At 70.7% G+C, this 17419-nt stretch carries 12 protein-coding genes; 6 read left to right on the top strand and 6 right to left on the bottom strand.

The window, feature by feature from the left end:
• The first annotated feature begins 34 nt into the window (after window positions 1-34).
• A complete protein-coding gene (locus IZR01_RS17920; protein WP_194924456.1) occupies window positions 35-2179 on the top strand; it encodes a beta-galactosidase in 2145 nt (714 codons plus the stop codon).
• Between the two features lie 19 nt (window positions 2180-2198).
• On the opposite strand, the gene IZR01_RS17915 is transcribed toward IZR01_RS17920, so the two are convergent.
• Both IZR01_RS17915 and IZR01_RS17910 read right to left on the bottom strand, forming a co-directional pair.
• Entirely contained in the window at window positions 2199-3644 is a 1446-nt protein-coding gene (locus IZR01_RS17915) for an alpha-L-fucosidase (protein ID WP_194924455.1), read from the bottom strand.
• On the bottom strand, window positions 3644-5140 hold the full coding sequence (locus IZR01_RS17910) for a glycoside hydrolase family 43 protein (protein WP_194924454.1): 1497 nt from the start codon (window positions 5138-5140) through the stop codon (window positions 3644-3646). The genes IZR01_RS17915 and IZR01_RS17910 overlap by 1 nt, the downstream gene beginning before the upstream one ends.
• A gap of 341 nt (window positions 5141-5481) precedes the next feature.
• Here IZR01_RS17910 and IZR01_RS17905 point away from each other — a divergent pair, with 341 nt between their 5' ends.
• Both IZR01_RS17905 and IZR01_RS17900 read left to right on the top strand, forming a co-directional pair.
• Complete coding sequence (locus IZR01_RS17905; protein ID WP_194893758.1) at window positions 5482-6492, top strand: LacI family DNA-binding transcriptional regulator; 1011 nt, start codon at window positions 5482-5484, stop codon at window positions 6490-6492.
• 89 nt (window positions 6493-6581) lie between these two features.
• Window positions 6582-8612 carry a glycoside hydrolase family 31 protein gene (locus IZR01_RS17900; protein ID WP_194924453.1) on the top strand — a complete coding sequence of 677 codons (2031 nt, stop codon included), beginning with the start codon at window positions 6582-6584 and terminating at the stop codon, window positions 8610-8612.
• Window positions 8613-9424: 812 nt separating this feature from the next.
• Here IZR01_RS17900 and IZR01_RS17895 read toward each other — a convergent pair.
• Together IZR01_RS17895 and IZR01_RS17890 are read right to left on the bottom strand one after the other, a co-directional pair.
• Entirely contained in the window at window positions 9425-10549 is a 1125-nt protein-coding gene (locus tag IZR01_RS17895; protein ID WP_194924452.1) for a hypothetical protein, read from the bottom strand.
• Window positions 10550-10633: 84 nt separating this feature from the next.
• Window positions 10634-11509: a LysR family transcriptional regulator gene (locus IZR01_RS17890; RefSeq protein WP_194899863.1), complete on the bottom strand. Its 876-nt coding sequence runs from the start codon at window positions 11507-11509 to the stop codon at window positions 10634-10636.
• A 105-nt stretch (window positions 11510-11614) separates the two neighbouring features.
• Between IZR01_RS17890 and IZR01_RS17885 the strand changes: the two genes are divergently transcribed.
• Both IZR01_RS17885 and IZR01_RS17880 read left to right on the top strand, forming a co-directional pair.
• Window positions 11615-12541 (top strand): MBL fold metallo-hydrolase, encoded by a 927-nt coding sequence (locus IZR01_RS17885; protein WP_194924451.1) that lies wholly within the window; start codon window positions 11615-11617, stop codon window positions 12539-12541.
• Window positions 12542-12851: 310 nt separating this feature from the next.
• Window positions 12852-14459: a Na+/H+ antiporter gene (locus IZR01_RS17880; RefSeq protein WP_194924450.1), complete on the top strand. Its 1608-nt coding sequence runs from the start codon at window positions 12852-12854 to the stop codon at window positions 14457-14459.
• A gap of 76 nt (window positions 14460-14535) precedes the next feature.
• Here the strand turns inward: IZR01_RS17880 and IZR01_RS17875 are convergent, their stop codons facing one another.
• Both IZR01_RS17875 and IZR01_RS17870 read right to left on the bottom strand, forming a co-directional pair.
• A complete protein-coding gene (locus IZR01_RS17875) occupies window positions 14536-15150 on the bottom strand; it encodes a hypothetical protein (protein ID WP_194924449.1) in 615 nt (204 codons plus the stop codon).
• A 16-nt stretch (window positions 15151-15166) separates the two neighbouring features.
• Entirely contained in the window at window positions 15167-16147 is a 981-nt protein-coding gene (locus IZR01_RS17870; RefSeq protein WP_194899790.1) for an oxidoreductase, read from the bottom strand.
• A 70-nt stretch (window positions 16148-16217) separates the two neighbouring features.
• On the opposite strand from IZR01_RS17870, the gene IZR01_RS17865 reads away from it, so the two are divergent.
• Window positions 16218-17255: a helix-turn-helix transcriptional regulator gene (locus tag IZR01_RS17865; protein ID WP_323747030.1), complete on the top strand. Its 1038-nt coding sequence runs from the start codon at window positions 16218-16220 to the stop codon at window positions 17253-17255.
• Window positions 17256-17419 lie beyond the last annotated feature (164 nt).

Here is a 17419-nt window from a genome sequence, read left to right as displayed (position 1 = left end):
CGGGCTGACCCACCGATCACCGGGAGACCGTCACATGGCTTCTCTGCCCGACCGCGTCCTGTTCGGCGCGGCCTACTACCACGAATACCAGCCCTATGAGCGACTCAAGACCGACCTGGACCTGATGGCCGAGGCGAAATTCACCGTCATCCGCGTCGGCGAATCCGTCTGGTCCACCTGGGAGCCCGAAGACGGCCGGTTCGAGCTGGACTGGTTGCGGCCGGTCCTGGACGGCGCGCACGAGCGCCGGATATCGGTCGTCCTCGGCACGCCGACCTACGCCGTGCCGCCGTGGCTGGCCCGGCGCTACCCGGAGATCGCCACCGAATCGGCCACCGGCACGCGGGTCGGCTGGGGCGCGCGCCAGGAAGCAGACTTCTCCCATGCCGCGTTCCGGTTCCACGCCGAGCGGGTGTCCCGGGCCATCCTGGCGCGTTACGCGTCGCATCCGGCGGTCATCGGCTTCCAGGTGGACAACGAACCAGGCCTGCGGCTGCCGCACAACGAGGGCGTCTTCCAGCGCTTCGTCGACCATCTGCGCGCCGAATACGGCGACGTGGCGACCCTGAACCGCGAGTGGGGGCTGGTCTACTGGTCGCACCGGTTGACGAACTGGGCCGACCTGTGGCGCCCGGACGGCAACGCCCAGCCGCAGTACGACGCCGCGTGGCGGGCCTTCCTGGCCCGGCAGACCACCGAGTTCGTGGCCTGGCAGGCCGCCATCGCGCGCGAGTACGCCCGGCCCGACCAGTTCGTCACCACGTGCCTGTCGTATGCCCACGTCGCCCTGGAGGACGACGAGCTGACCGACGCCTTGGACGTCGCGGCGGGGAACCCGTACTACACGATGCAGGACGGCCTGGCGTTGCCGGACCCGACGCCGGACGGCCATGAGCAGATATGGCAGACCACCGGTGTGTGGGCTCTGTACCAGAGCGCGGACCGCATGTTCTCCTCCCGCCAGGAGCCGTTTCTCGTCACCGAGACCAACGCGCAGGCCATCGGATCGCCGTGGGACAACCGGCCGGCCTTCGACGGGCAGTGGCGGCAGGCGGCCTGGGCCCTCGTCGCCCGCGGCGCCCGGATGGTCGAGTACTGGCACTGGCACACGCTGCACTTCGGCGCGGAGACCTACTGGGGCGGGGTCCTGCCGCACAGCGGCCGCCCGGGGCGGGTGTACGCCGAGCTCGCGCGCCTGGGTGCGGAGTTCGAGGCCGCCGGTCCCCTGGTCGCCGGAATCGAACCCGACGCCGACATCGCCTTGGTCTATTCAGTGCCGAGCAACTGGCTCATGCAGAAGTACCCGCCGCTGGCCGGGCCCGACGACGGTCCGGACGCCGCGTCGTACCACCGCATCTTCGACTCCTTCTACCGGGGCGTGTTCGAGGCCGGACGGCAGGCTCGCATCTACCACGCCCGCCAACTGCACGATCCGCGGGGCGAGCGGGCGGGGATGACGCCTGAGGAGATGGCCGGCAAGCACCCGGTGCTGATCGCGGCCGGCCTGTATCTCGCCGACGACGCGACGCTCGACTGGCTGGCCGCCTACGCCCACGCCGGCGGCCACCTCGTCCTGGGCCCGCGCACCGGCTACGGCGACCACGAAGCGCGGGCCCGGCACGAACCGGCTCCGGCGCGCCTCGTGGCGGCTGCGGGGGTCTGGTACGACGAGTTCAGCAATCTGGACGCCGAACTACCGGCGCGCGCCGTTCCCGGCAGTCCGCTCGGCCTCCCGGCCGACGCCGCGGCGACCCGCTGGGTCGAGGGGCTGACCGTCACCGGCGCCGAAGTGCTGGCGGAGTACGCGCATCCGCACTTCGGGCGCTGGCCGGCGGTGACGAGCCGGCGCCACGGCGCGGGCCGCGTCACCTGCGTCGGCACCGTCCCGGGCCGGTCGATGGCCCGCGCGCTGGCCGCCTGGCTGGCGCCGACGCCGCGCGGCGGCTGGCGTGACCTGCCGGAGTCCGTCACCGCGACGACCGGCACCGCCCGGGACGGGCGTGGCGTCCATGTCGTGCACAACTGGAGTTGGGAGCCTGTCCGGGTCGCGGCGCCGGTCGACCTGGACGATGTCCTGGCCTCCGGCTCCGGCTCCGGCTCCGGCTTCGTCGCCGCCGGCGAGGTGATCGACCTGGGTCCCTGGGACGTCCGGGTCTTCGTCGTCGGCGACGTCGGGTAGCGGTGGGCAGCTGCTCGTGTCAGGGTGCTGCGGGTGTCACCCGCAGCACCGGCATGGGCGCGTCCGCGCGGCCTTCCGGCAGGCGCACCATCAGCTCCTGCGGCCCGTGCTCGAACTCCAGCGGGTCGGGATGGCCGAGCAGGTGCACGGACCCGACTTCCCGGTTGTAGAGCGTCAGCTCCCGCCCCAGCGACCGCACGTGGATCCGGCCATCGTCGGCGCCGCCGAGCGCCGTCACGTACAGATGCTTGTCCCGCGTGGTGAAACGCAGGTCGGCCGGGCCGTAGGCGGGCTGGTCGTTCTCGGTGAACTGGCCTTCCTCGACGCGCGAGGGTCCTTCGCCGTAGACGAGCCACGGGCGGCTGGCATACACGGCCTCGCCGTTGACGGCGAGCCACGCGCCGATCTCCCGCAGCAGCCCGGCTTCGTGCTCCGGGATGCTGCCGTCGGCCTTCGGCCCGATGTTCAGCAGCAGACAGCCGTTCTTGCTGACCACGTCGAGGAGGAAGGCCAGCAGGTCGGTGCCGCTCTTGTAGTCGTGGCCGTCCACATGGCCCCAGGACGTGCGGGAGACTGCGGTGTCGGACTGCCACGGATCGGGCCGCAGTTCGGCGCTGGCGCCGCGCTCGACGTCGTAGACCGCGGTGCCGGGGGCGAAGGCGTCGTGCTTGTAGGCGAGCACCGGTCCGCGCTGCCAGGAAGCGGCCTTGTTGTAGTAGTAGGCGGCGAGCCGGGGCAGGTACGGCTTGAACGCGGGCTGGTGGATCCACCAGTCGAAGTACAGCATCTGCGGCTGGTAGCGATCCACCAGCTCCGCGGTGCGGGCCAGCCAGTCCTCCAGGTACTGCGGGGTCGGCGGCAGTTCCTGCGGTTGGGCCGGTCCGTAGAGGTCTGCGTGGCCGCCGGCGCGCACGTCGGAGTCGAAAGCCATCCCGCCGTTCATGAACCACCAGTGTTCGGCACGGTGCGTCGACACACCGAACACCATCGACTGCGCGCGCACCGCGGTGGCGAGTTCGCCGATCACGTCCCGCTGCGGACCCATGGCCACGGCGTTCCACGGGTTGAGAGCGGTGTCGTACATGGCGAAGCCGTCGTGGTGCTCGGCCACCGGGACGACGTACTGCGCGCCGGCCTCGCGGAACAGCGCGGCCCAGCTGTCGGCGTCGAAGTTCTCGCCGGTCAGCTTGGGGATCAGGTCCTTGTATCCGACCTTGTCCTGCGGACCGAACACCTCTCGGTGGTGTTCGTACTCCGGGGAGCCCTGCACGTACATGTTGCGCGGGTACCACTCGCTGCCGAACGCCGGGACGGAGTACGGGCCCCAGTGGATGAAGATCCCGAACTTGGCATCCCGGTACCAGTCGGGCACTCGGTATCCGGCCAGAGACTCCCAGCTGGCGCCGAAGGGACCGGCCCCCACGGTCTGGTCCAGGGCACTCAGTATCTCGGGCACGGTCGTCATCAGAATCCTCCGGAAACATAGTCGAACCAGTCGAAGCGCACCGTGCCGGCCGTGGCGTACATGCCGATCACCCGGCCGGTGAAGCCGCCGGCCACTTCGGTGGACAGATACCGGCCGTCCAGCGCGGCCAGGTCCGTCGACCCGCCGTCAGCCTCCGGCCCGGCAACCGCGAACGACACGGTGTCCGGGCCGCTGCGCGCGTCCTCGGCCTGCTTCTCGGTGATCTGGACGCTGAGGACGAGCGGTCCGGCCGGAACCGGCTGGGACGCCACGACCGTGCGCAGCGGGCCGATGCGGGCCACGACGCGCACTTCCCCGTCGCCGGTCTCGATCTCGTAGTGGTGGTGCTCGTCGAGCCGGACGGCCAGCCCGCCCCGGCCGTCGGCGGCGTCGATCAGGACGTCGGCCCGGCACGACAGGTGCTGCTGGCGGCGGCCGACGAAGACGACGTCGGCGGCGTCCAACGAGGTCCCCCGGGCGCGCAGGGTCAGCCAGCCGGGCCGCTCGGCCGTGGTGCAGAACTCCTCGGGGCGGTCCCGCAGCGAGATCCACTGCGGTCGCAGAGAGCTGTCGTCGAAGTCGTCACGGACCGGCTCGTCCGCTTGCTCCTGGAGCGGCCAGGGGATCCCGGAGAGGTCCGAGGTCACCTCGCCGACGACCGGCCAGCCGTCGACCCACTCCACCGGCGCGAGGAAGGTTTCCCGGCCCAGGACGTGCCAGCCGGGCGTGCCGCCGCCCGGGCGCACCCCGAGGAACACCATCCACCACGATCCGTCAGGGCCCTGCACCAGATCGGCATGGCCGGTGTTCTGCACCGGGTGTTCCTCGCCGCGGTGCGTCAGGATCGGGTTCGCCGGGCAGGCCTGGAACGGCCCGGTCGGCGCCGGCCCGCGCGCGATCGACACGGCGTGCCCGCGCTCGGTGCCGCCTTCGGCGATCATCAGGTACCAGTACTCGCCGATCCGGTACAGATGCGGCGCCTCGGGGGCCTTCGCTCCGCGTGTTCCCGACCAGATCCGGTGCGGTTCGCCGAGGACCTTCCCGGTGTGCGGGTCCAGGCGGACCTGGGAGACCCCGGCGACGGTGCACCAGCAGGTTCCGTCCTGGTCCCAGGCCAGGTCCGGATCGATGCCGGGCACCCCGGGCAGCATGACCGGCTCGGACCACGGACCGGCCGGATCGGTCGCGGTGACCAGGAGGTTGCCGCCCTCGCCGCTGGCGTTGGTCGTGATGAGCCAGAAGCGGCCGTCGTGGTGGCGCAGGGTCGGGGCGTAAATCCCGCCGGAGGACCCGGCCCGGGACAGCCGCAGCTGGCTCGGCCGGTCCAGCGCGTTGCCGATCTGCCGCCAGTGGACCAGGTCCCGGCTGTGGAAGACCGGGACCCCGGGGAAGTACTCGAAGCTGGAACACACCAGGTAGTAGTCCTCCCCCACCCGGCAGACGCTCGGATCGGGATGGAACCCGGGCAGGACGGGGAGCGGAGCAGTGTCGCCCACGGTGGCAGCAGCCTTTCGCCAGAAAGTTTCTAGGATTGTGTGCCGATAATTTCTCAGGCACGCTAGCGGGGTACCGAACTCTCGGTCAACGCCCTGTGCGGCAGCTTCAGTCGAAGCGCTTCGATATCATCCTGGACAGGCTACAGCCGCCGGGGATACGCTTCTGAGGCGCGGTTGGGGGGCTTCGGTCAAGCCCTGCGTCGAAGCGCTTCACTGCCATCGCCGTCAGCGGGCGCCGAATCCATGCTCCCACCACGCCGATCCGCCGCCGGAGGCGGCAGTTCCTTAATCCACAAGGCCCGCGTCCGCCGATACCGTCGGGGCACGGCACTGGAGGACTCATGGTGACCATCGCCGAGGTCGCGCGCCAAGCGGGTGTCTCGTCGTCGACAGTTTCCTATGTGCTGTCGCGAAAACGCTCCATCTCCGAGGACACGCGGCGCAAGGTGGAGGCGGCGATCCAGGACCTGGGCTACCACCCGCACGCCGGTGCCCGCGCGCTGGCCTCCAACCGCTCGGACATCATCGCCCTCATGGTGCCGCTGCGCAGCGACATGTTCGTACCGGTGATCATGGAGATCGCGATGGCGGTGACCACGCAGGCCCGCGAGTTCGGCAAGGACGTGCTGCTGCTCACCAAGGACGAGGGCACAGGCGGCGTGCGCCGCGTCTCCGGGAGCGGCCTGGCCGACGCGGTGATCCTGATGGACGTCGAGCTCGACGACGACCGGGTCCCGGTGCTGCAAGGGACCGGCTCCCCGGCGGTCCTGATCGGGCTGCCCGCCGACACCGCCGGCCTCACCTGCGTCGACCTGGACTTCGACGCCACCGGCGGGGCCTGCGTCGACCATCTGGCCGACCTCGGCCACCGCGACGTCGCCCTGATCGGCGAGAGCGAGGCCGTCTACCGCCGGCACACCGGCTTCGCCGCCCGCACCCTGGCCGGGTTCCAGCGCCGCGCCGCCGAACGCGGACTGCGCGCCGTGCACCGGCCGTGTGAGGGCACATATGAGTCCACCGCCGGGGTCCTGGCCCGCATCCTGGAGGAGCGGCCCACCACGACCGGGTTCGTGGTCCAGAACGAGGCCGCCATCGCACCGCTGTTGAGCCTGCTGCGGCTGTCCGGGCGCGTCGTGCCCGAGGACACCAGCATCGTGGCGATCTGCCCCGACCAGGTGGCGCTCCAGTCCTCGCCCCGGTTGACCAGTGTCTCGATCCCCGCCGAAGAGATGGGGCGAAACGCTGTGCGCCAGGCGATGGCGCAGTTGCAGGGGGACCGCCGATCATCCGTGATGCTGCTTCCGCCGCGGCTCACCGTCCGGGAGTCCAGCGGCGCCGCCCCGACTGCCTGAGAACGGTCAACGGTCCCAACCTTTGCAGCGCTTCACCGAGCCCGCCATGCCGGTCGTCGGTCCCATCCGCTTTGAAAGGGGTCTGCCATATGTCAGAAGAGAACCCGCTCGCCTCCCTCGCGCACGAGAGAGGCGAGTTCCGTGTCGTAGCGGGCGGTCTGGAGTGGACCGGTCGTTCCGAGACGCTGTGTGTTCAGTCCTGGGGCCAGGACTCCCTGCGGATCCGCTCCAAAGTCGGCGGCCCGATCCTCGACGGGCTCCCCGGAGCGCTGCTCGACGAGCCGTCGCAGAAAGCTGCTTCGCTACCCGACGTGGCCGTCGCGGCGACGGAGGCGACCGTCGTCAACGGCGCGATCACCGCCACGGTCTCGCTGACCGGCCGGATCCGCTTCACCAGGACCGCCGACGGCACCGAGCTCCTGGCCGAGCAGGACGCGCATTTCTGGTGGCCCGGGCCGCGCCTGCGTACGGCACACGGCAACGGCTACGCCCGCCTGGAGCAACGCTTCGCCGCCTACCCCGGCGAGAAACTCTTCGGACTCGGGCAGCACCAGCACGGCATTCTCGACCAGAAGGGCGCGGTGGTCGAGCTCGTCCAGCGCAACTCCGAGGTCTCCGTCCCCTTCCTGGTGTCCTCCCGCGGCTACGGCTTCCTGTGGAACAACCCGGCGATCGGGCGCGTGGAGCTGGCCGCCAACGGGACCCGCTGGGTGGCCGACAGCGCGCGCCAGCTCGATTACTGGATCACCGCCGGCACGACGGCCGACGTCCAGCGGCACTACGCCGATGCCACCGGCCACGTGCCGATGCTGCCGGAGTGGGCTGCCGGGTTCTGGCAGTGCAAGCTGCGCTACCGCTCGCAGGAGGAGCTCCTGACGGTAGCCCGGGAGTACCACCGGCGCGGCCTGCCACTGGCCGTGATCGTCGCCGACTTCTTCCACTGGACGCACCTGGGCGAATGGCGCTTCGACCCGCAGGAGTGGCCGGACCCGGCCGCGGCGGTCAAGGAGCTGGCCGGCTACGGCACGAAGCTGATGGTCTCGGTGTGGCCGTCCGTCAGCCCCCTGTCGGAGTACCACGCGGAGATGGAACGCCGCGGCCTGCTGATCGGCACCGAATTCGGGCCGGTCGCGCACGCGGACTGGCCGGACAAGGGCGTCGACAAGACGGTACAGGTGGCCTTCTACGACGCGACCAACCCGGCCGCGCGCGAGTACGTGTGGGAGAAGGTGCGCGACTCCTACCTGTCGATCGGCATCGAGGTCTTCTGGGCGGACGCCTGCGAGCCGGAGCTCAAGCCGGGCTACCCGGCCAACCTGCGCTACTACGCGGGCGCGGGCCTGGAGGTCGGCAACATGTACCCGCGCGAGAACTCCCGGATGTTCTTCGACGGCATGCAGGCCGAAGGCCGCGCGGACGTGGTGACGCTGAACCGCTCGGCCTGGGCCGGATCGCAGCGCTACGGCGCGATCCTGTGGTCCGGCGACATCGACACCGACTTCGCCACCTTCCGGCGCCAGATCGCGGCCGGCCTGAACACCGCCATGAGCGGCATCCCGTGGTGGAACACAGACATCGGCGGCTTCCACGGCGGTGACCCGCGCACCCCGGAGTACCGCGAGGTCATGGTGCGCTGGTTCCAGTTCGGCACGTTCAGCCCGATCTTCCGCCTACACGGCCTCCGACGGCCCTCCGAACCCTTCGGCCCGTCCATGACCGGCGCCCCGAACGAGATCTGGTCCTACGGCGAACAGGCCGAGCAGATCATGTCCGACTACATCCGCCTGCGCGAGCGCCTCAAGCCCTACATCCTGAACGCGATGCGCGAGGCACACCAGACCGGTCTGCCCCCAATGCGGCCATGCTTCCTGGAGTTCCCGGCCGACCCACGCGCCTGGGACGTGGACAGCGCCTACCTGTTCGGCCGGGACCTGCTGGTAGCGCCGGTTCTGGAGGCCGACGCCCGGGTCTGGGACGTGTACCTGCCGGCGGGAGCGTCATGGCGCGACGCCTGGACCGGACAGGAGTACGAAGGCGGGCAGGCGGTGACCGTGGACGCGCCGCTGGAGCGCATTCCCTTGTTCCTGCGCGACGGTGCCGAGTTGCCGATCGCGGTCTAGCGCCGCATCAGGCAACCTTTGCCCGGGAGTTCGCGACGCGCCGGGCGCCGGTCGGGATCCGTTCCTGGCCGGGGCTGCGGGCAGCATGACCCGTGCTGAGGCGACGGCGAGGGGCTTCTTTTTTTGAGGGGCTGGAGTTTGCAGGCCGAGTTGCTTTAGTTTGTTGGCTTCAAAGCTCTCTACGGCCTTCGGTCATGGTTGTGCCGGTTCGGGGTTCGGGTCGGCGAGTGTGTCTGTCGGCTGCCGGTTGTCGTGTTCACAACCCCGGCGCATCTCAGGCCTCTTCAGCTCCGGCAAGTCAGAGCACGAGCACAAGCACAGGCAAGAGCCAGATCAAGAGCAAGATCAAGAGCCCAAGCAAGATCAACGGCAAGAGCACAAGCAAGATCAAGGTCAAGAACTGTGATGAAGAGCCCGGCGCCTCCGGCGGGGGCTCTCGGCTCCCTCGGGGAACTGGCGCGGTTCCATAGGGGGGTCACCTCAGGGCCCTGCGCTGGCGGTTTGTGAGGTGGCTCCGGTCCGTTCCCCACGGTCGCGTCGTCAGCCCCAAGGGGTACAGCGCCGAACCCCGGGAGTAAAGTCCGCGCCCTTGCGGTCAGGCGTGGAAGTGGCGGCCGCGTACAGCGCGAACTTGACTCCCGAGAACCGGCACTGTAGGCAAAGCCCTGCCGACGCGACCGAGGGGAACGAACCGAAAACCGACCGGAGAAATACAAAACTCGGGGGTGCGGGGCGGGCAGCTTGGCGATTTCGGCTGCCGGTTCAGATGCTGGCAACGCGACACCCCAGCATCCCCGAGGGCGCCACATTTATCAGGATGGTGAATCCGTCGCGGACGGGCTCGGCCGCCCCTGCAGTTGGAACGGCCAGCCCAGCAGCGTTCCGAAGTTGTCCTCGGTGACCAGGCGGAAGACCAGGCCGGGCTGTTGGTTCGCCGATGTGGCCGACAGGCGCACCACGTGTGCCGAGCCGCCGAGGACGTCGGTCTGTGGGGCGGTCAGCTCCTTCGACCATGGATTGTTCTGGACGAGATCGGTTCCGGTGGTGACCGCCTTGGTGAAGGCCGTCGCGATCGTCTTCGCGCCGGCGGCGTCGGATGCCGCGACGCAGATCTCCTCTTGGGCGTCGGACGCGTTGGTCGCGGTGACGCCGAAGGCGATGGCGGTGGCGGCACTGTTGCCGATCGTCTTGGGGTCGGTGAGCACCATGGCGCCGAGTGGGGAGCCCAGGCAGTCGGCGAGGGAGCTCAGTACGTTGTCGCTGGACAGTGGCTTGGACTGGGCGGGCAGTGCGGCTGCCAGGTCGGAGGTCGCGCCGCCGTAGGCGATGCTTGTGTTCGAGACCCAGATGACGTTCAGCCAGCCGGTCATGCCCGGGCCGACGCCGGTGGTCGGGTCGAGCTTGGTCGCGTCGAACTTGTGGTCGTCGTTGCTGATCCAGGCGGTGACGCCGCCGCCGCGGTCCTGCTTCTTGTAGCCCCAGGCGGCAAGTTTGGCGCCGATCGCGGCCGGGTCGAAGGAGCCGTAGAGGACGCCGACCGCGTTCGGGGGGTTTCCGACGGTGACCGCGCTGGTCACGGTGGTCGAGTCGAAGCCGGTCAGGGGCGGCAGGAGTGCCCAGTACTGGAACAGCTGCTCGGCGCCGATGCCCTGCAACTGCGTGAACGGGCCGCCGGTCGCCGGCTTCGTGCCGCCGGCCAGTTTGGCGACCTGGGCCGTGGCGCCGTACTCGATGTAGTCGCTGGTCTGTGCGACGGCGTGGATGTTCTCCAGCGTGTCCTTGAACGAGCCGGAACTGTCGCCCCCGCCGGCCGACGTCGAGCCGCTGCTGGAGCACGCCGCGGCCGAACCCGCCGCCAGTGCCAAGGCCGTGACGAACGCCGCCGACCGGCCGAACCGCCGCATTGCCATGCCCCGCCGCGTTGCTATGCCCATCATCCATCCCCCTTTGACAGCCCTCGGACGAGCTCCATCAACCTTAGCTAATGAATCTGGAAACACATTCGCTGGGGTGGATGAGCGTCAGCTTCCTGTGCCGGCGCCGTAGGTCTGAGCCGCGACCCGGACGAAGGACCGGACCAGCGGGTCGTCCCGGGAGCCGGCCCACGCGACCACCACGGTGGTCGGTGGTGCGTCGGCCAGGGGGACGAAGGTCAGCCCCGGCGGCAGGGCCCCGACTCGGGGCGCCAGTCCGATCGTGCCGTTCCACAGCACCGCTTGCAAGCATTCCTGCACGGTTCGCACGATCGGGCCCTCGCGCATCGGGCCCTGCGGCGTGGTCGCGTTCCAGAACGCGCGCCACAGCGGATCGGCGCTTTCCGGGAGCCGGAACCAGCGGCGGTCGGCGAGCTCGGCCAGTCGCAGGACTTTGCGATCGGCCAGCGGGTCGTCGCTGCGCAGCACCGCACCGACCGGATCGGTCCGGAGTCTTCGAACGCTGATACCGGTCTCGTCGAACGGGCCGTGGGTCAGCGCCACGTCCACCAGCCCGGAGCGCAGGCCGCACGTCGGATCGGCCAGGTCGGCCTCCCGGACCTGGACGTCTACGTGCGGGTGCCGCTCGCGGAAGGCCTTGACCAGGCGGGAGGCGTCGGCGTCGGAGCCGTCGGAGAGCATGCCGACGGTCAGCGTCGCGGCTCCGGCCGCCGCCGCGGCCTTGGCCCGCAACCGGTCGGCCTGGTCGAGCAGGGCTCGCGCGTCCTGGTAGAACCAGACGCCGACCGGCGTGAGGGCCACCCCGGACGGCGACCGCTCGAACAGCGCCACGCCGAGGTCGGCCTCCAGCTGCCGGATGGCCCGGCTCAGCGGCGGCTGGGTCATGTGCAGCCGGCGCGCCGCGCGTCCGAAGTGCAGCTCCTCGGCGACGGCGGCGAAATACCGGAGCGAGCGCAGTTCCAGGTCCATCATCGTTCCTCGTCCATCACAAGGGACGATACCCGCGCGGTATCGGGCGTGCCCGATCGGACTTGGACGGTCCCGGCCGGCCGATGGTGCACTCGATCCATGGCTGAATACCCCTTCCCCGACCCGATCGTCGAGATCTCCGACGTCCGCGAGCTCGCCCACGACCTGGTGGTGGTGCCCAACCGGGACGTGGACCTGGTCCCCAACGTCGGGCTGATCGGCGGAACCGAGGCGGTCCTGGTGGTGGAGACGGGCCTGGGACCCCGCAACGCCCAACGGATCCTCGCCTTCGCCGCCGACTATTCGAAGGGCCGCCGCCTGTACCTGACCACCACCCACTTCCACCCGGAGCACGCCTTCGGCGCGCACGAGTTCAGCGGCGAGGCCACCTACCTGGTCAACCAGGCGCAGGCCGACGACCTGGCCCAGAAGGGCGCGGGTTACCTGGCGATGTTCACCCAGCTGGGCGCGCCGGTGGCCCGCGAGCTCGACGGCACGCGGCTCCCGGAGCCGGACGTCATCTACGACGGCACCTACGACCTGGACCTGGGCGGCCGCACCGTGCGCCTGCGCCCCACCGGCCGCGCCCACAGCCGCGGCGACCAGGTCGTCGAGGTCCCGGACGCCGACGTCCTGTTCACCGGCGACCTCGCCGAGACCGGCCAGTTCGCCATCTTCCCCTGGTTTCCGCCCCACGACACCGACGTCTCCGGCATCCGCTGGCTGCGCGTGATGGAGACGCTGGCCGCCGAGGCACCGGGCATCGTGGTCCCCGGCCACGGGGCCATCGGCGATGCCGGGCTCCTCGCCGACGTGCGCGACTACCTCAAGGAGCTGCGGGATGAGACGTGGCGGCGCCGCGACTCGGCGGTCAGTGAGGAGACGGTCGCCGAGGAGGTCAGGGCGCTGATGATCGAGCGGCATCCGGACTGGCGGATGCGGGAGTGGATCGAGCGGGGGGTGGGGTGCTTGTGCGCTGAGCATGCGGCGGTGGGGAGGGCGGGAACGGAGGCCGAGGCGGAGTAGGAGGCCAAGGCCGAGGCGGAGTAGGCGCTGGCGGGGCGACTGCGAGCGGCGGGGCTGGCTCGGTTTGCTGGGCGCAGCCAGCGCGGCTCGGCCAGCCAACCAGCCAGTCAGCTCGGCTCGGCTCGGCTCGGCTCGGCCAGCTCGGCTCGGCTCGGCCAGCTCGGCTCGGCCAGCTCAGCCCAGCTCAGCTCGGCCCAGCCTGGGCCGGCGCGCCTCCGGTTGGTTTCCCCCTGGCTGGAGATCACCTCTTCCGAGGACCCACCCGCCGCCGGTCCCGCCGGCGGCCGGCCCACGCCTGGAGGCTGCCCGCGTGCTCGCGCTCACGGTGATCGTCGTGATCGGCGCCTGTGTGCTGGTCAGCGGCATCGTGGGGAACCGGTTCGGGATCGCGCCGCCGGTGCTGATGCTGGCGGCCGGGGTGCTGGTGGGGTTCGTGCCGCGGCTGCGGACCGTGAATCTGCCGCCGGACACCGTGCTGCTGGTCTTCCTTCCGGCTCTGCTCTATTGGGAGAGCCTGAACGCCTCGGTGCGCGCCATCTGGCGCAGCCTGCGTGGTGTGGTGCTGATGAGCACGCTGCTGGTGCTCTTCTCGGCGGGGATGGTGGCCGTGGTCGCCCACGCGTTCGGGGTGCCGTGGGGCCCGGCGTGGATCCTCGGCGGGGCGCTGGCGCCGACGGATGCCACGGCGGTCGCGGCGCTGGGCCAGGTCCTGCCGCGCCGGGTGATGAACCTGCTGGCCGCCGAGAGCCTGATCAACGACGGCACCGCGCTGGTCGTCTACGGCGTCGCGGTCTCCGTCACCATCGGCTCCGAGCACTTCAGCACCGTGCACGTCACCTGGCTCGTCGCCCGCTCCTACCTCGGCGGCGCCGCGTCGGGCGTCGCGGTGGCGTTCGTCGGCGGCCGGCTCCGCGCGCGCCTGCAGGACCCGCTGCTGGAGAACGTCGCGATCCTGCTCATCCCGTTCAGCGCCTTCCTGCTCGCCGAGGCGATCGGGGCCTCCGGCGTGCTGGCCGTGGTGGCGTGCGGGCTGATCATGGGCCAGCTCGGCCCGAAGGTGGGGACGCCGGCGGTCCGGCTGCTCTCCCAAGGCTTCTGGACGATCGGCACCTACGTCCTCAACGGCGCCCTGTTCGTCCTGATCGGCCTGCAATCGCAGTCCGCGGTCCGCAACCTGACCAGCTTCGACCTGGCCCGCGCCCTGTCCGCGGTGGCCGCCGTGTGCGGCGTGCTGATCGCGGCCCGCTTCGCCTTCCAGTTCACCGTGATCCTCGGCATCCGCGCCGTGGACCGCCGCCCCTCCCAACGCGCCCGCCGCGTCACCCACGGCTTCCGGGTGATCACCGGCCTGGCCGGCTTCCGCGGCGCGGTGTCCCTTGCCGCCGCCCTGGCCGTCCCGAACACCCTGGACAACGGCCTGCCGCTCCCGGACCGCGACGTCATCGTCTTCGTCACCGCCGGCGTCATCGCGGCCCTGATGCTCCAGGCCTTCGCCCTGCCCCCGGTGGTCCGCTGGGCCAACCTGCCCGAGGACACCGTGATCGAGTCCGAGCGCCGGATGGCCAACCGCACCGCCGCCGAAGAGGCGATGGAAGCCCTCCCCGACATCGCGGCGACGCTGGGCACCTCCCAGGAGATCGCCGACCTGGCCCGCCGCGAATATGAGAAACGCCTCCGTATGAACCGGGCCGGCGACCCCGACGACGACGGTGAGGACCTCGACGACGACGCCGCCGAACGCCTCCGCGATTTCGACGACCAGTACCGCGAGCTGCGCCTGGCCCTGCTCGGCGCCAAGCGGGCCACGCTCCTGCGGCTGCGCGACGAGCGCCGGATCGACGACGCCGTGCTCCGGCAGATCCAGGCCAAGTTGGACATCGAGGAGGTCCGGCTGGCGCGGACGCAGCTGGTCGACTAGGGACCGGAAATGGTGCCGGTACCGGTATGGCGAGCCGGCAGCGCCAGCGCAGCTAGTCGGCTAAGGCGCTAAGGCGCTATTCGAGTTCCAGCCGCGGACGACGCCCCGACCCCGCTGCCAACTCCCCGCGCGCACTCACCGCTTCCCCCAACTGCCGCGCCAGGTGCGGCACGGTCGTCGAGGCGAGATACAGCTCCGCCCCCGCGTCGAGCAGCCGCCGCACCGGACCCTGATAGCTGACCCTGAGCTCGGGATCGTCGATCTCGGCGATGACTATGCGCGCCGAGGGGAACATCGAGCGCAGGTTCCGCAGCAGCTGCGGGCTGATCGGCGGGACGAGGAGGACGTCCGCGGTGCGGGGCGCGGCGTGCATGTCCAGGACGATGTAGTCGGCGCCGAGTTCGGTCGAGAGCTTCGTCCGCGCGCCGTCCGACAGCTTCATCGCGGTGGCGACGACCGTGACGCTGTCGTCGGCCGCGTTCGGGTTCGGGTTCGGGCCCGGATTCGGGTCTGGGTTCGCATGCCCTGAAATGACCATGCCCTCCAACGGAGCCGAACCGGCAGCGGTGATCGTCGCAACCGGTTCGCCACCCTGCGTGAGAACCAGGCTTCCGCCGGGGGTCAGCGTCGCTATCAGGTCCGCGACCGCGTCCGGTAATCGGGCCAACTCAACTCGACGTGCCTCGTGCATCAGGCCAATCTATCCACTACATCAACCGCTCGCTGACGTCCCACAACTTCGTCGCGGCATCCTGATCCACGGCGTGGGGCAGAACCCCGGGCAGCTCCAGCACGTTGTCCGCCGCCAGGTCCTCGGCGGCCATGACCGGGCTGATGTCGCAGTCTTCGCAGTAGACGCCGCCCAGACCGTCCAGCATGGGGCTCGTCGCGCACCACACGGTGGTCGCCGCTCCCTGCTCGACGGTCTTGACCGGGTGCCCGGCGCCCATGACGCGTCGGCCGTCGACCTCCACCACACCGGCCGCCCGCAGCGCCGCGTCGTCCATGTGCCGCGTCAGCGCGGTGTCGAGGATCGCGCCGGGGTGCACGGCGAAGGCCCGGATCCCCTCGTCCCGGCCGCGCCGGTCGAGTTCGAGGGCGAACAGCGAGTTGGCGGTCTTGGACTGGCCGTATGCCTCGAACGGCACGTAGGGCCGGCGCTGGAAGGCCAGGTCGTCGAACACCACCGGCGAGAAGCGGTGGCCGCGGGAGGTCAGCGCGACGACCCGGGCCCCGCCGGCCGCCGCCAACGCCGGCCACAGCCGCGTGGTCAGCCGGAAGTGCCCGAGGTGGTTGACGGCGAACTGCGCCTCGTTGCCCCGCGCGTCCCGGGAGAGCGGCGTGGCCATGGTGCCCGCGTTGTTGATCAGCAGGTGCAGCGGACGGCCCTCGGCGAGGAAGGCGTCGGCGAAGGCATCGACGGAGGCCGGGTCGATGAGGTCGAGGGGTTCGACGCGGACGCCTTCGAACTCCCGCAGCGCGGCCTTGGCGCCGTCGACGTTGCGGGCCGGGACGATGACCTGCGCGCCGGCGGCGTGCAGCACGCGCACGGTCTCCAGCCCGATGCCGCCGTAGCCGCCGGTGACGATCGCGGTGCGGCCGGTCAGATCGACGCCCTTGATCACGTCGTCGGCGGTCGAGGTGGCGTCGAAGCCCGAGTTCAGGGGCTTTTGGGGGGTGGTGGTCATGGTGGTCGGGTCCCTTCTGGAAGTGCTTTCAGGACCACCGTAGGCGGGGCGGGATGTACGATGAATACTTGTGAGTTCGGAAAAGTTGCTCGATCGTTCAGAGGGCTCGGCCGCCGGGGCTGCTTATCCGGCCGCCGCCGCCGCCGCTGCCGAAGCCTCTGCCGCTGACCCCGACAGCCCGACCGCCGCCGACGACCCGCTCTGCGACGCCCTGGCCCTGGCCGACGCCCACGCGGCCCTGTCCGGCGCGTTCGTGGCCGGCGGCGAGTGGGCCATCCGACTGCACTCTCCGGACCGGCTGAAGGTGAACTGCGTCGTGCGCGGCAACCCGGTCCTGGTCCGCGAGGACAGCGGCCAGCACGTGACACTCACCCCGGGCGACGTCATCGTCTCCGACGGCGGACTGCCCTACGTCATGTGCAGCGATCCCAGCGTGACACCGCAGCCCTCCAGCCCACTGCCCATCGATCCGACGACCGGCTTCCGGCGCATCGGCTCCGGCGAGGACGTCATGTGCGTCGCAGGCCACGTCGATCTGAGCCGAGACCGCGGCGGCCTGCTGCGCGGTGCCCTGCCGGACCTGATCCACGTCCGCAGCACCTCCACCGAGGCCACCACCCTGCGCCGCCTGATCGAGCAGCTGCTCGACGAGATGACCGGCCGCCGCCCCGGCGCGGCAGCGGCCATGGACCACATCGCGCAGCTGGTCTTCCTCCACGTGCTCCGCATCAGCCTCGTCACCGAGAACCTGCCCGCCGGCTGGCTCCGCGGCCTCGCCGACGACCGCATCGCCCCGGCCCTGCGCCTGATGCACGCCGACCCCGCCCGCCCCTGGCGCCTCGAGGAACTGGCCCAAGCAGCGTCCTTGTCTCGCACTGCCTTCGCCGTCCGCTTCCGCGAAACCGTGGGGGTACCGCCGCTGGCCTACCTGCTCAACTGGCGCATGAGCCTCGCTGCCCGGGAACTGCGGCACGGTGACGCGCCGGTGGCGCTGCTGGCCCGCGAGGTCGGCTACGGATCGGAGAGCGCGTTCAGCAACGCTTTCAAACGCGCGATGGGCACCTCGCCACGCAACTACCGGCACGCGCTGACGAACTCGCGCGGGTAGCGGGTAGCGGGTAGCGGGTAGCGGATAGCGGATAGCGGATAGCGGATAGCGGATAGGTGACGGCCGCGCACACCTAAATTCCGCCGCTACCCCAGCGTCGCCTCACCCATCAATCCGAGCCCTGACCTCAGCCGCCTCCTCAGCCAACCCCAGCTCCTGTCTCT

The sequence above is a fragment of the Catenulispora pinisilvae genome (assembly GCF_015356865.1).
Taxonomy (GTDB): Bacteria; Actinomycetota; Actinomycetes; order Streptomycetales; family Catenulisporaceae; genus Catenulispora; species Catenulispora pinisilvae.
Note: the sequence above shows the minus strand (reverse complement) of the source record. Positions and strands in the feature narration are given on the sequence as shown.

Excerpts from the sequence above, each read along its gene's own strand:
- IZR01_RS17870 (WP_194899790.1), bottom strand. The coding sequence starts at position 16,147 with ATGACCACCACCCCCCAAAAGCCCCTGAACTCGGGCTTCGACGCCACC.
- IZR01_RS17900 (WP_194924453.1), top strand. The coding sequence starts at position 6,582 with ATGTCAGAAGAGAACCCGCTCGCCTCCCTCGCGCACGAGAGAGGCGAG.
- IZR01_RS17905 (WP_194893758.1), top strand. The coding sequence starts at position 5,482 with ATGGTGACCATCGCCGAGGTCGCGCGCCAAGCGGGTGTCTCGTCGTCG.
- IZR01_RS17915 (WP_194924455.1), bottom strand. The coding sequence starts at position 3,644 with ATGACGACCGTGCCCGAGATACTGAGTGCCCTGGACCAGACCGTGGGG.
- IZR01_RS17920 (WP_194924456.1), top strand. The coding sequence starts at position 35 with ATGGCTTCTCTGCCCGACCGCGTCCTGTTCGGCGCGGCCTACTACCAC.
- IZR01_RS17875 (WP_194924449.1), bottom strand. The coding sequence starts at position 15,150 with ATGCACGAGGCACGTCGAGTTGAGTTGGCCCGATTACCGGACGCGGTC.
- IZR01_RS17895 (WP_194924452.1), bottom strand. The coding sequence starts at position 10,549 with ATGATGGGCATAGCAACGCGGCGGGGCATGGCAATGCGGCGGTTCGGC.
- IZR01_RS17885 (WP_194924451.1), top strand. The coding sequence starts at position 11,615 with ATGGCTGAATACCCCTTCCCCGACCCGATCGTCGAGATCTCCGACGTC.